A 12,822-nucleotide genomic window follows, 5' to 3' on the forward strand; every position below is an offset into this window, starting at 1 on the left:
TCAGCCTCCAAAAATGGTTGCGCCGGTGGTAGCAGAACCGACGGTGTCGCGGAACATAGCGAACAACTCGCGCCCCGTCCCGGCATGATAAGCAGAAAGATCAGCGGTGACGTTGGGACGGTCATCGAACCCTTCGGCCAGCACGTCGAGCGTCCCTGCCACGGCATCAACCCGCAGCAAATCGCCATCCTGCACCCGCGCGATGGGGCCACCGTCGACCGCCTCGGGGCTGACGTGGATCGCCGCAGGCACCTTGCCCGAAGCCCCCGACATGCGCCCATCGGTGACCAGCGCCACTTTCTGTCCGCGCCCCTGCAAGATCGACAGAAGCGGCGTCAGGCTGTGCAACTCGGGCATGCCGTTGGCCTTGGGCCCTTGGAAGCGGACGACGACGACCAGATCGCCGGTCAATTCGCCCGCCTTGAAGGCCGCCTTCACCTCGTTCTGATCCGCAAAGACTCGCGCCGGGGCTTCGATAACGTGATGTTCGGGCGCCACGGCAGAGACCTTCATACAGGCGGTGCCGAGCGACCCGGCCATGCGGCGCAGCCCGCCCGTGAGCTGGAATGGATCGCTGGCGGGGCGGAGGATTTTCTCGTTCAGGCTCTCGCCTGCGCCCGTCTCCCAAACCAGCCCCTCGGCCTTCAGCTTCGGCTCGGCGGTGTAATGCTCCAACCCCTGTCCGGCGACGGTCTGGGTGTCGGGGTGCAGATGGCCGGAGTTGAGCAATTCGCCGATCATATAGCCCAAGCCCCCGGCGGCGTGGAAATGGTTCACATCCGCCAGACCGTTGGGATAGACTCGCGCCAGCAGCGGCGTGACATCGGAGATGTCCGAGAAATCCTCCCAATCCAGAATAATCCCCCCGGCCCGCGCCATGGCGATGAGGTGGATCAGCAGGTTGGTCGACCCGCCCGTGGCGTTGAGCCCGACGATCCCGTTCACAAAGGCCTTTTCATCCAGAACCGAGGCGACGGGGGTATAATCATTGCCCAAAGCGCTCAGCGCCAGCGCGCGTTTCGCGCCTTCTTGGGTCAGCGCATCGCGCAAAGACCCGTTCGGCGGCACGAAGCTCGCCCCCGGCAGGTGTAGCCCCATGAACTCCATCAGCATCTGATTGGTGTTGGCGGTGCCGTAAAAGGTGCAAGTGCCCGGCCCGTGATAGGCGGCCATTTCGGCGGCCATCAGCGCGTCGCGCCCGACTTCGCCCGCGGCGAACTGCTGGCGTACCTTGGCTTTCTCGTCGTTCGACAGCCCGCTTTCCATCGGCCCGGCGGGCAGGAAGACGGCAGGCAGATGCCCGAACGCCTGCGCCGCGATCACCAGCCCCGGCACGATCTTGTCGCAAACCCCAAGGAAAACCGCCGCGTCGAAGGTGTTGTGGCTAAGTGCGACCGACGCCGCCAAGGCGATCACATCGCGCGAGAAAAGCGACAGTTCCATCCCCGCCTCGCCTTGGGTCACCCCGTCGCACATGGCGGGCACCCCGCCCGCCACTTGCGCAGTGCCGCCCGCCGCACGCACGGCGTCGCGGATCAGATCGGGGTAGCGCTCGAACGGCTGGTGGGCCGAGAGCATGTCATTATAGGTCGTCACGATCCCGAGGTTGCCCGCGCTGGTGGTCGCCAGCCGGTCCTTATCCGCGCCAGAGGCGGCATAGGCATGGGCCTGCCCGCTACAAGACAGATGCGCGCGGGCCGGACCCTTGGCGCGGGCGGCTTCCATCCGGTCGAGGTAGGGCCGCCGGGTCGCCTCGCTGCGGGCGATGATACGGTCGGTGACGCGGTCAATCGTGGAATGCAGGGTCATGTCTCGTCCTTTCGTGTGATCTCGCGCCAGCGGCGGCCGTCGCGGTGCATCAGCATCAGCGCCTCTTCGGGGCCGGAGCTGCCGGGGTCATAGGGGTACGGGGGTTGCCGGGTCTCTTCCCAGCCGTGAATGATCGGATCGGCCCAAGCCCAAGCGGCTTCGACCTCGTCCCCGCGCATGAAGAGCGTTTGATCGCCTCGGATCACATCCATGATCAGCCGCTCATAGGCGTCCTGCGGGGTGCCCTGCTCGCCCAAGGCATCGGCAAAGGTCATATCCAGCGCCACTTCGGCCAGACGCATGCCGCCGGGGCCGGGGTCTTTGATGGTGTTGCGCAGGGTGATGCCCTCATCCGGTTGCAACCGGATGATCAGCGCGTTGCCCTTGTGGCCTTCCGTCGCGGGGAAGATCATATGCGGCGGGTCGCGGAAGATCACCGCGATCTCGGAACTGCGCCCGCGCAGCTTTTTGCCCGTGCGCAGGTAGAAGGGTGTGCCCGCCCACCGCCAATTGGCGATCCTCACCTTCATCGCGACAAAGCTTTCGGTGCGGCTGTCGGGGTCGCCCGCATGGTCGCGATAGCTGCCCGCGCCATTGGCGGCGCGGTACTGGCCCCGGGCGATATCCTTCTGCGCCACAGGCTCCAGCGCCTCAATCACCTTCACCTTCTCATCGCGCACCGCGTTGGGATCAAAGCGCGAGGGCGGCTCCATCGCCGTCAGACACAGCAGTTGCATCAGGTGGTTCTGCACCATGTCGCGCATGGCACCCGATTTATCGTAGTATTCGCCCCGCCCTTCGACACCGAGGCTCTCGGACACGGTGATCTGCACATGGTCGATATGGGTGGAATTCCACAGCGGCTCCCAAAGCGCATTGGCGAAACGCAGCGCCATGAGGTTCTGCACCGTCTCTTTGCCAAGGTAATGGTCGATCCGGTAAATCTGGCTTTCGTCGAAGTTGGCACGCAAGTCGGCGTTCAGCGCCTGCGCGGTTTCCAGATCATGGCCAAAGGGCTTTTCGACGACGATGCGGCTCTCGGCTGTGGCGATGCCGTGGTCATGCAGCTTGCCACCAATCGTGCCGAAGAGCGACGGCGAGACCGAGAGGTAGAAGGCCCGCACGACATCATCACGCATCAGGTCTTTGAGATCCGCCCAGCCGGCATCGCCAGAGGCATCCACGCGCACGTAATGCACCATGCCAAGGAACCGCTCCAAAGCGGCACCCTCTTGGGCCAGCTTGGGGGCGAACTCCAGCAGGCTGTCGCGGATCAACTTTCGAAAAGTGTCGGCATCAAGCTCGGAACGGGCCGCGCCGACAATCCGCGCGGCTTCCGGCATCTGGCCGACGGTGAAGCGGTGGAACAGACCGGGCAGAATCTTGCGCCGGGCAAGATCGCCGGTCGCGCCGAAAATAACGAGGTCGAAAGGATCAACGGGGATTACGCGCGATACCATGGGGTCAGCCCTCCTGCCTGCGCAGGTGCGCTATGGCACCCTGTTTTCGATTGCCCAAAGCCATCACCACCCCCTTCGCGCCCTCCTCCGGGCGGCCACTGGTAGCGCTAACATATTTGAGCGAAAAAGATAGGCGGTTCTTCAACATTTCATATTTCCTCTACCCAAGGCGGGTTCGCCCCGGCCCGCGAAACGGTCACGGCGGCAACCCGCGCGCCATAGGCCAGCGCTTCGGAAAGCACCTCTGGCGCAAGGGTGGCAAGCGCAGATTTATGCAATTGCCCAAGCTCGGACATCTTGGCCAGAACGCCTGCATTGAACGTGTCGCCCGCGCCGACCGTATCGACGATTTCGGCTTTGACGGCGGGCACTTGCACCTCTTCGCCATTCGCCAGATAGCCCGTCGCCCCCTCGCCCCCGCGGGTCAGAATGACAACCGATGGGCCCTTCTTTAGCAACTCGCCCACCTTGTCACGCAGCGACAGCGGCGCGGGGTTGATCCAGTTCAGATCCTCATCCGACACTTTCACGATATCCGACAGCGCCAGCATCCGGTCGAGCCTTTGGCGATAACGTTCGATATCCTTGATGAAACCGGGGCGGATGTTGGGGTCGATCATCACCGCGCGGCCCTCGGCGTTGCGCGCCAGCAGATCGGCATAGGCGTCCGCTCCCGGCTCGCAGGCCAAACTGATCCCGCCAAAATACAGCGCCGAAACCTCGCTCGAAAGCGCAGGCATATCCTCCGGCGTGATCATGCGACCCGCCGAGTTTTCGTCGTAGAAATCATAAGTCGCATGGCCGCCCACCAGCCGCACGAAGGCCAGCGTCGTCGGACGGTCGGACAGGACAACATGCGACACATCCACATGGCTTACCTTCAACCCGTCGACCAACTGCCGCCCGAACATGTCCGACGACAGGCCCGAGAGCATCCCCACCTGCGCGCCGAGCCGCCCCAATGCGATGGCCGTGTTGAACACCGCCCCGCCCGCATGGGGCACAAAGCCATCGGGGCCTGCCTTGGTCGGGGTCGGGATCATATCGATCAGGGCTTCTCCGCAGCAAAGGATCATCTGTCAGCCTTTCAAAAATGCGTCACGGTCGACGAGGAAACGGTCCGAAAGCGGCAGGCTCGCCGCGCCGAGCGCGCGGGCGTCGCTGCCGACGGTGCCTTCGCGCAATTCGGGAAGGGTGACGCCCGGGAGGGGCCGGGCGGCGAGGTGGCGGCGGGTGCGGGCGACCAATTCGGCACGAACCTCTGCGGGCACCGACCCGTCGATCATCACTGTGTCGAAATCAATCAAACATGTGGCGGCCCGGATCGCCTGCGCCAATGCCTCGGTCGTGCTGTCGAGCCATGGGTGCAAGATGTCGTCGCCAAAGCCCCAGGCCGCCGGATCGCTCCAAGGGGTGCGGCGGGTCTCTCCGGCCTTTTGCAAGGCGCCCTCCAAAGTCGCCAAAGAGGCCACATTGACCAATTGCCGCGCCGCATCCCCGGCCAACGGCATGGAGCCGAGCGCCCCGGCATTGCCGCTTTTGCCGGTGTAGAGCTTGCTGTCCAGCACCAGCCCGCCGCCGACGAAATAGCCGATGTAGAAATAGAGGAAATCACGCGGCTTGTCCTGCGCGCCAAAGACCAGTTCCGCGCCGCAGGCAGCAGAGGTGTCATTGCAGATATAGATCGGCAGATCGACCAGTTCCGCCAAAGCCACTCCGATATCAAAGGTCTGCCACGCGCTCAGATCGCCGCCCGCGACTTCCCATTCCCAGATGCCAAACGGCAGGGCCACGCCCAGCCCGGCCACCCGCGCCTGCTGCTCGACGGAGAGGGAGGCAAGCGCGTCCCGCAAAGCGCGCGCGGCAAAGGCCATGACCGCATCGGGCGTGGGATGGGCGTAGGTCTCGCTGCTGTGGCGGGTCACCTGCCCTTCGAAATCGGTCAGGATCAATTCGACGCTGCGCCGCCCGACCTTTAGCCCCAGAAAAAACGCGCCCTCGGCGTTCAGGCTGATCGGCACCGATGGCTGCCCCACCCGGCCCCGCACCCGCGCGCCTTTCTTCAGCAGACCCTCGGCTTCGAGGGCGCGCATGATGACGGATACGGTCTGCGCCGAGAGGCCCGTGAGCCGGGCAACCTCTGCCTTGGACGTCGGCCCGCTGCGCCGGATGAGCGACAGGACCAGCCGTTCGTTATAAGCCCGCATCCCGCTCTGGTTCGAGCCGCGCGCGGCGCGGTCGGCGACGGTCTGTAGCTGCTGCAAACTGGCCTCCCCCCGGTTCATGCGGCGTTTCACCGGAGAAATCCCAGATGGGAGGAGGTGAGTCAACGCTTAAATCAATCTGATTGACTTATTGCGCGCTGAAGGGCCGACCGCCCAAAGGCAAGCGGCCCGCTTTTGCGGTTAATCTGCGACAGTGATCCCAATTTTCCCCATATGGGACTTTTCGATGAAGGCCTCCTGCGCCTGCTTCAGATCGCGCAGCGCATAGGTTTCCGCCACGACAGGCCGGATTTCCCCGCGTTCGATATAGCCCACCAGATCGGCAAAAACGCTTGGCTCTTGCCGCGTGCTGCCCATCAGGGTCAGGTCCTTGAGGTAGAGCGTGCGCAGGTCCAACTCTACGATCGGCCCGGCAATCGCGCCCGAGGTCACATAGCGTCCGCGCGTCACAAGCGCGTCGAGCAGCTTGGGCCAACGCGCCCCGCCCACGAGGTCGAGCACCACATCATAAGCGTCCTGCGGCAACTCGGCATCTCGACCCAGCGTTTCATCCGCGCCAAGTGCCTTGAGCGCCTCCATCTTGCTAGGGCTGGTCACCGCCGTCACATGCGCGCCGCGCCGTTTCGCCAGTTGCACCGCCGCCGAGCCGACACCGCCAGAGGCACCGGTGATCAACACACGCTCTGCCCCCAAACCCGCGCGCTGGATCATGCCTTCGGCGGTCGAAAAGGCGCAGGGAAAGGAAGCGAGTTCGAGGTCCGTGAGGGGGCTGTCGACCCGCAGGGCATTGCTGGCCTCGGCGGTTGCATATTCCGCAAAACCGCCGTCCCGCTCCGATCCGAAGGTGACCAGATCGTCCGGCCCCGCGCCCGCCGGGCTGTACATGGGCCGGATCAAAACCCGCTCGCCGATGCGGCCTTGATCGACACCCGCGCCCACGGCCACGACCTCTCCGCAGCAATCGGCCCCTTGGATGCGCGGGAAGCTCAAGGCACCAGCCCAGCCGCCATCGGCGTCCGACGCGCCGTCGTAGCCTTCGCTCGCCGCCGAACCAGTGTCGCCGCGCACCGCTTTGGAATACCAGCCCGTGCGCGTGTTCACATCCGTGTTGTTCACCGCCGCCGCGCCGACGCGGACCAGAACCTCTCCGGCGGCGGGCTTTGGCACCGCGACATCTTCGCGCCATTCTAGCTTGTCCAAGCCGCCGTGGCCGGTCAGCAGCATGGCTTTCATGGTCTCTGGTAGTGTCATCGCGCGGGCTCCTTCAGGGTAGGATTGTCAAATGTAGAATGACTGCTCTACTTGCGTAGGTAGAGCGATCCCTCTACATCGTCAAGCATGATAGATACCAAAAGCAAGATCGCCGCCGGGCTGGAACGCGCCTTTGCCACGCGCGGCTTTGCCGAACCCAGCGTCGAAGACCTGCGCGATGCGGCCGGGGTGAGCCTGCGCACGCTCTACAAATACACCCCCTCGCGCGCCGAAATGGTGCTGGCGGCACTAGAGAACCGGCAACAACGCTATCTGGCGCTGGTCTTCGGCAATCTGCCCGAAACCCCGACCGAGGCGCTTGAGACAATTCTGGCCCGCGTCGGGCAGTGGATGGAAACGGAAACCTCGCACGGCTGCCTGTTCCACGCCGCCGTCGCCGCCGACCCCGGCAGCGAAAAACTGCACGCCTTGCTCTCACGCCATAAGGCCGAGGTCGCGGCCAAGGCCGCCGCAGCCGCCGATCTGCCGGGTGCGGAGACCGAGTTGCTGTTGATCCTCGAAGGGCTCACTCAGACTTGGCCGCTGCGCGGGGCGCAGGCCGTGACCGCCGCGCAGCATTTGGCCAAAACGCTGCTGCGCGATGCGCACCAGCACCAATGACATGCTAGGGACGTTTTCAAGATGCAGGGCCACCGCTGGGGCGTGATCGCTATCCTTTTCGCCGCCGTGGTCTGGGGCACCACCGGCACCGCCGCGACCTTCGCCCCCGGGGTCAGCGCTGCCGCCATTGGTGCTGCGGCCATGGGGCTGGGCGGGATCGCACAGGCCCTCTGGGCCGGGCGGGGCATCCTGAACCAACGGCGGCGGCTCTGGCAACAGCGTCGCCTGCTGGTCATCGGGGCGCTTGCCGTGGCGGTCTATCCGCTGGCCTTTTACGGCGCGATGCGGCTGGCGGGGGTAACGGTGGGCACGGTCATCACCATCGGCTCCGCCCCGCTGCTCTCGGCGCTGATCGAATACCTGTTGGATGGCCGACGCCTGACCCTGCGCTGGTCCTTCGGCGCGGCGGTCGGGCTGATCGGCATGGGGCTGATTTGCCTAGCCGAAGGCGATGCCCATGGCAGCGCGGTAAGCGCGCCTTCCGTCCCTCTGGGCGTTTTGCTGGGGCTGATCGGCGGCTTCACCTACGCGCTCTATTCGTGGAGCGCGCGCCGGATGATGCTGCAAGGCACCCGCTCTTCCGTGGCCATGGGGGCGACCTTTGGGCTGGGCGGGCTGTTGCTGATGCCGGTGCTGGCGGTCTCGGGCGGGGCGTTTCTGGCCTCTTGGACCAACGCCGCGGTGGGGCTCTATATGGCCGCCGTGCCGATGTTTTTGGGCTATATCGCCTTCGGCTACGGCCTCGCCCGGGTGGAGGCGAGCACGGCCACCGTGATCACCTTGTTCGAGCCGGTCGTTGCGGCGGTGCTGGCCGTGGTCATCGTGGGCGAACGCCTGCCCCCGCAGGGCTGGGTCGGCGTGGCGCTGGTGATCGGCTGTTTGGCCATCATCACCCTGCCCGCCCCCCGACGGCTGCGGCGGCACACACCTGCCCCGCCGCCACGCGCCACCTAAAGGGCCGCTGCCGCTAAAGCTGATCCGGCGGCGTCTCGCCCCGGAAAAAATGGTCGAGATTGTCCAGCGCCTTGAAACCCATCGCATCACGGGTGGCCACGGTGGCGCTGCCGACATGGGGCATCATCATCACGTTATCATGGGCCGCAAAGGCCGGGTTGCCGCCCGGCTCGGTCACGAAGCAATCCAACCCCGCCGCGCCGACATGGCCCGAGGTGAGCGCGTCGAGCAGCGCCGCCTCATCCACCAGATTGCCCCGCGCGGTATTCACGATCACGCAGCCCTTGGGCAACCGCGCCAAGCGCGCGGCGTTCATGAGGCCCACCGTCTCAGACGTGGCGGGGCAGTGCAGCGAGAGAAAGTCAGAGACCGCCAGCAAGTCGTCCAACTCGGCGTGATAGGTCGCGCCCACCTCCGCCTCCGGGTCCAGACGGCGGCGGTTGTGGTAATGTATTTCCATGTCCAGCCCCCGCGCCTTGCGGGCAAAGGCCCGGCCCACGCCGCCCATCCCGATGATGCCAAGCCGCGCGCCGGAAAGCTGTTTTCCCACCAGCATCGCAGGCGACCACGACTGCCACTGCCCGCTGCGCACCAGCTGGTCCCCGGCAACCGCGTGACGGGCCGCCCCCAGCATCAACATCAGCGCCAGTTCCGCCGTGGCATCCGACAAAACACCGGGCGTGTTCGTCACCACGATCCCCCGCGCCTTGAGGCTGGGCAGATCGCAGTGATCGACGCCCACGGAATGGTTCGCGATGATCTTGAGCCGCGGGTCGAGCCGGGCCACCACATCGGCGCTGAAATGCTCGGAATGACAGGGGATCATCCCATCGACCCGCGCGCTCATCGCGATGATGTCCTCGGCGCTGCCGGGCTTGTCGGCGGGGTTCCAGATCACTTCGTAATCCCGCCGGGCGCGGTCGAGCGCGGCTTCTGACAGTTGCCGTGTGATCCAGATGACGGGTTTACCCATGGCTCAGTCCCGATCTTTCCGGCTGGAGGTGAAAAAGTCATAGGCCACGAAGGCCAGCGTCACCGCGACGATGATGATCAGGTCGATGCTGGGCACCTCTACGGCGAGGATCAGCAAAAACACCGCAATCGCGGTAAAGGCGAGCAGGGCAAGTAGGCGGTTCATGGTCTCATCCTCATTCAGTTGCACCATCGGCCCAGTCGAAAAGCCATTGGGCGCTGCGCATCAGACGCCCGTCTTGACCGTGACCGCCGACCAGTTGCACCCCCATCGGCAAGCCCTCTTCCGAGGTCATCAACGGCAGGGTCACACAGGGGCTGCCGCAAAGCGTCCAAAGACCGTTGAAAATCGGATCGCCGGTGGTCTCCAACCCACGCGGCGCGGGGCCGGTGGCCGCGGGACAAAGCAGCACATCGCAACGGGTCAGCAGCTCTTCCAGCGCGGCGGTCAGCACTTTGGGCAGGTCACGGGCCGATTGGTAATCGCGGGCCAGCACCTTGTTGCCCGCCTCCATCGCCTCCCGCGCCACGGGTGAGAGCAGCTCGGCCCCGTCGCGCAGATAGTGGTAGAAGTGATAGGCCATCTCCGCAAAGTTGATGCGTTTGCGCGCCTCGGCGGCCTCGCTAAAGACCGGCGGCAGGGGCATCTCGAAAGCCTGATCGCCAAGGGCCGCAACCAATTCCTCGAAGGCGGCGTGAAGCTGCGGATCGGCATCCTCCCACCCCGGCGGGCGGACAAAGCCGAAAACCGGCGGGATCGGCGGCGCGCTGCTCGCCTCGGCCAAAAGCGCGGGGGTCGGGGCAAGCTCGGTCGCGCGGTCTTCGGGGTCATGGCCAAACAGCACCTCGGCCAGCAGCGCGGCCCCGGCGGGATCGCTGGCAAAGACGCCAATGGTGTCGAGCGAGGGCGATTGCGTCAGCACCCCCCGGCGCGGGATCGCGCCGAAGGTTGGTTTGAACCCGGTGACCCCGCAATAGGACGCAGGTCGGATCACCGACCCGCCGGTTTGCGTGCCAATGGCCAAGGGCACCATCCCATCCGCCACCGCCGCCGCCGACCCTTGGGACGAACCGCCGGGGCTATGCGCCGGATTATGCGGATTGGTGGTCTTGTTCGGATGCATGAAGGCCAGTTCGGTGGTGACCGTCTTGCCCATGATGATCGCGCCTTCGGCCTTGAGCCGCTCGACAATGAAAGCATCGCGCAGCGGCACGCGCCCCTTGTCCTGCGCCGCGCCGTTTTCGGTGGGGATGCTGCGCGTGTCGATCACGTCTTTCAGCCCCACCGGCAGCCCGTGCAGCCGCCCCAGCGGCCTGCCCGCCCGGCGATGATTGTCGAGCGTTCGGGCCTGCGCACGGGCAAACTCGGGGTCGAACCACGCCCAAGCGCCCACGACCTCCTCGCGCGCTTCGATCCGCGCGATGTAGCTTTCCACCAGCGCCAGCGCATCCAATGCGCCGGTCGCCAAACGGTCCCGCAGCTCAACCACGCCAAGCGCTGCTGCGGCGGTCATCCTTGGCTCAGCGCCCATAGAACACCTCCGGCAGGTAGAAGACGATCTGCGGGAAGACATACATCAGGATCATCGACAGGATCACGCAGAACAGGAAGGGCATGACGCCCGCGAAGATCTGCGTCAGCCGCAACTCGGGCGGGGCGATCCCCTTGAGGTAATAGGCCGACATCGCCATCGGTGGCGTCAGGAACGAGGTCTGCAAGTTCAGCGCTACGAGGATGCCGAAGAACAGCGGGTCGATCTCAAAGACGGCCAGCAGTGGCAAGAAGATCGGCACGAAGATGATGATGATCTCGGACCATTCCAGCGGCCAGCCCAGCAGGAAGATGATGAGCTGCGCGAGGATCAGGAACATGATCGGCGACAGGTTCAGCGACTGCACGAACTCCGAGATCACATGCTCCCCGCCGAGGTAGGAGAACACCGCCGAGAAGGTGTAGGAGCCGACGAAAAGCCAGCAGACCATCGCCGTGGTGCGCACCGTGAGGTAGACGCTCTCGCGCATCCGCTGCCATGTCATCGCACGGTAAATGAAGGCAAGGAAGATGCCGCCAAGCGCGCCGATCGAGGCCGCCTCTGTCGGGGTGGCGAGGCCGAAGAGGATCGAGCCCAGCACCGCGAAAATGAGGAAGGCCAGCGGCAGGAAGGAGGTGGCGATCATCAGCAACAGCTTGCCCATCGGCATGTCTGGCACCTCATCTGCCGTGGGGCGCGGGGCCGATGAAGGTTGAAGCAGCGACCGTCCGATGATGTAGATCAGGTAAAGCCCCACCAGCGTCAGCCCCGGCAGCAGCGCGGCCGCATAAAGCCGCACGATGGAGACATTGGTCGCCGCCGCATAGACGATCAGCATGATCGAGGGCGGGATCAGGATGCCCAGCGTGCCCCCCGCGCAGATGATGCCGGCGGCAAAGGACGGGTTGTAGCGCGCCTTCAGCATCGCGGGCAGGGCCAGCAGGCCCATCAGCGTCACCACCGCGCCGACGATGCCCGTGGCGGTGGCGAACAGCGCGCAGGTGATCAGCGCGGCCACGCCCATGGAGCCGGGGATGTTCTTGGAGGCGATGTTGAGCGTAGTGAACAGCCGGTCAACGATATTCGACCGCTCCACGATATAGCCCATGAAGAGGAACAGCGGCACCGCCGTGAGCACTTCGTTCGACATCACCGTGAAGGTCTGGTTCACGAAAAGGTCGAATATTCGGTTGTTGAAGAACCCGTCGAGCCAGGTCGACCATTGCTCCCATCGGCTGGCCCCCTCGTCCAGCCGGTCGAAACTGCGCCACATGCGGCGCGCGTCGAAATAGGCGTAGTAGCCAAAGCCGATGCCCATGGCCATCAGCGTGAAAGCAATCGGAAAGCCCAAGAAAACAAAGACGATGAACAGCCCAAGCATCATCAGGGCGATTTGCGGATCGGTCATGTGAGATGGCCCTTTTCGGCCTTGTTGGCTTCGCGCATCATGAGGTCTTCGGTCTCAAAGACGTCTTCCTCGGCTTCGAGCCAGTAGTTGGAACGTATGGCGATGAGACAGCGGCAGACCTGCGCGATGCCTTGGATGAACAGCAGTATCCCCGCCGCCACGATGATCGCCTTGAATTGATAGATCGGCACGCCCGCCGGGCTGTTGACCGACACTTCGCCGTATTGCCACGAGCGGGCGGCATATTTCCAACCTGCGAGGATCAGCGCGGTGACGCCGGGGAAAAAGAAGATGATATAGAGCACGAGGTCGATCATGCCTTGGGTGCGCGGCTGGAACAGCCGATAGAGGAAATCCCCCCGCACATGGCCGCCCCGCGACAGCGTATAGGCCCCGCCCATCATAAAGAGCGTGCCATACATGATGAAGGACACGTCCAGCGCCCAAGCCGTGGGATTGTTCAGCACATAGCGCACAAAAACTTCGTAGCCCGTGCCGATGGACATCAGCAAAATGAGCCACGCAAAAGCCTTGCCGAACCATGCGGAAAGGTTATCGGCGAACCGAATGAAAGATATCATGATGCCCTC

12 protein-coding genes are annotated in these 12,822 nt (G+C 64.6%); 2 read left to right on the forward strand and 10 right to left on the reverse strand.

Annotation, left to right across the window (positions count from 1 at the left end; all coding sequences use genetic code 11):
• From edd to ACGYLA_RS08785, 5 genes are all read right to left on the reverse strand, one after another.
• Positions 1-1,809 (reverse strand): phosphogluconate dehydratase, encoded by a 1,809-nt coding sequence (edd, locus tag ACGYLA_RS08765; RefSeq protein WP_394431916.1) that lies wholly within the window; start codon positions 1,807-1,809, stop codon positions 1-3.
• Complete coding sequence (gene zwf / locus ACGYLA_RS08770) at positions 1,806-3,269, reverse strand: glucose-6-phosphate dehydrogenase (RefSeq protein ID WP_394431918.1); 1,464 nt, start codon at positions 3,267-3,269, stop codon at positions 1,806-1,808. Before zwf ends, edd begins: the two co-directional genes overlap by 4 nt.
• 149 nt (positions 3,270-3,418) lie before the next feature.
• A complete protein-coding gene (locus ACGYLA_RS08775) occupies positions 3,419-4,345 on the reverse strand; it encodes a carbohydrate kinase (protein WP_394431920.1) in 927 nt (308 codons plus the stop codon).
• Positions 4,346-4,348: 3 nt separating this feature from the next.
• A complete protein-coding gene (locus ACGYLA_RS08780; protein ID WP_394432090.1) occupies positions 4,349-5,476 on the reverse strand; it encodes an ROK family protein in 1,128 nt (375 codons plus the stop codon).
• A gap of 198 nt (positions 5,477-5,674) precedes the next feature.
• Positions 5,675-6,745: an alcohol dehydrogenase family protein gene (locus tag ACGYLA_RS08785; RefSeq protein ID WP_394431922.1), complete on the reverse strand. Its 1,071-nt coding sequence runs from the start codon at positions 6,743-6,745 to the stop codon at positions 5,675-5,677.
• Positions 6,746-6,832: 87 nt separating this feature from the next.
• On the opposite strand from ACGYLA_RS08785, the gene ACGYLA_RS08790 reads away from it, so the two are divergent.
• Both ACGYLA_RS08790 and ACGYLA_RS08795 read left to right on the forward strand, forming a co-directional pair.
• A complete protein-coding gene (locus ACGYLA_RS08790) occupies positions 6,833-7,366 on the forward strand; it encodes a TetR/AcrR family transcriptional regulator (RefSeq protein WP_394431924.1) in 534 nt (177 codons plus the stop codon).
• Positions 7,367-7,387: 21 nt separating this feature from the next.
• On the forward strand, positions 7,388-8,320 hold the full coding sequence (locus tag ACGYLA_RS08795; protein ID WP_394431926.1) for a DMT family transporter: 933 nt from the start codon (positions 7,388-7,390) through the stop codon (positions 8,318-8,320).
• Between the two features lie 13 nt (positions 8,321-8,333).
• Here ACGYLA_RS08795 and ACGYLA_RS08800 read toward each other — a convergent pair whose 3' ends face one another.
• Genes ACGYLA_RS08800 through ACGYLA_RS08820 form a run of 5 tightly spaced genes read right to left on the reverse strand, consistent with a single transcriptional unit; the run spans position 8,334 to position 12,813 of the window.
• Positions 8,334-9,293 (reverse strand): 2-hydroxyacid dehydrogenase, encoded by a 960-nt coding sequence (locus ACGYLA_RS08800; protein WP_394431928.1) that lies wholly within the window; start codon positions 9,291-9,293, stop codon positions 8,334-8,336.
• Positions 9,294-9,296: 3 nt separating this feature from the next.
• Positions 9,297-9,458: a hypothetical protein gene (locus ACGYLA_RS08805; RefSeq protein WP_209217120.1), complete on the reverse strand. Its 162-nt coding sequence runs from the start codon at positions 9,456-9,458 to the stop codon at positions 9,297-9,299.
• Positions 9,459-9,468: 10 nt separating this feature from the next.
• A complete protein-coding gene (locus ACGYLA_RS08810; RefSeq protein ID WP_394431931.1) occupies positions 9,469-10,806 on the reverse strand; it encodes an amidase in 1,338 nt (445 codons plus the stop codon).
• 7 nt (positions 10,807-10,813) lie between these two features.
• Positions 10,814-12,232 (reverse strand): TRAP transporter large permease subunit, encoded by a 1,419-nt coding sequence (locus tag ACGYLA_RS08815; protein WP_394431933.1) that lies wholly within the window; start codon positions 12,230-12,232, stop codon positions 10,814-10,816.
• Entirely contained in the window at positions 12,229-12,813 is a 585-nt protein-coding gene (locus tag ACGYLA_RS08820) for a TRAP transporter small permease subunit (protein ID WP_067266971.1), read from the reverse strand. The genes ACGYLA_RS08815 and ACGYLA_RS08820 overlap by 4 nt, the downstream gene beginning before the upstream one ends.
• Positions 12,814-12,822 lie beyond the last annotated feature (9 nt).

Origin of the sequence: Sulfitobacter sp. 1A13679, assembly GCF_043557115.1 — a bacterium.
Lineage (GTDB): Bacteria > Pseudomonadota > Alphaproteobacteria > Rhodobacterales > Rhodobacteraceae > Sulfitobacter > Sulfitobacter faviae.

What these genes read in the sequence shown, in the direction of transcription:
- edd (WP_394431916.1), bottom strand. Translation starts at nt 1,809, where the DNA reads ATGACCCTGCATTCCACGATTGACCGCGTCACCGACCGTATCATCGCC.
- zwf (WP_394431918.1), bottom strand. Translation starts at nt 3,269, where the DNA reads ATGGTATCGCGCGTAATCCCCGTTGATCCTTTCGACCTCGTTATTTTC.
- ACGYLA_RS08775 (WP_394431920.1), bottom strand. Translation starts at nt 4,345, where the DNA reads ATGATCCTTTGCTGCGGAGAAGCCCTGATCGATATGATCCCGACCCCG.
- ACGYLA_RS08780 (WP_394432090.1), bottom strand. Translation starts at nt 5,476, where the DNA reads ATGCGGGCTTATAACGAACGGCTGGTCCTGTCGCTCATCCGGCGCAGC.
- ACGYLA_RS08785 (WP_394431922.1), bottom strand. Translation starts at nt 6,745, where the DNA reads ATGACACTACCAGAGACCATGAAAGCCATGCTGCTGACCGGCCACGGC.
- ACGYLA_RS08790 (WP_394431924.1), top strand. Translation starts at nt 6,833, where the DNA reads ATGATAGATACCAAAAGCAAGATCGCCGCCGGGCTGGAACGCGCCTTT.
- ACGYLA_RS08795 (WP_394431926.1), top strand. Translation starts at nt 7,388, where the DNA reads ATGCAGGGCCACCGCTGGGGCGTGATCGCTATCCTTTTCGCCGCCGTG.
- ACGYLA_RS08800 (WP_394431928.1), bottom strand. Translation starts at nt 9,293, where the DNA reads ATGGGTAAACCCGTCATCTGGATCACACGGCAACTGTCAGAAGCCGCG.
- ACGYLA_RS08805 (WP_209217120.1), bottom strand. Translation starts at nt 9,458, where the DNA reads ATGAACCGCCTACTTGCCCTGCTCGCCTTTACCGCGATTGCGGTGTTT.
- ACGYLA_RS08810 (WP_394431931.1), bottom strand. Translation starts at nt 10,806, where the DNA reads ATGACCGCCGCAGCAGCGCTTGGCGTGGTTGAGCTGCGGGACCGTTTG.
- ACGYLA_RS08815 (WP_394431933.1), bottom strand. Translation starts at nt 12,232, where the DNA reads ATGACCGATCCGCAAATCGCCCTGATGATGCTTGGGCTGTTCATCGTC.
- ACGYLA_RS08820 (WP_067266971.1), bottom strand. Translation starts at nt 12,813, where the DNA reads ATGATATCTTTCATTCGGTTCGCCGATAACCTTTCCGCATGGTTCGGC.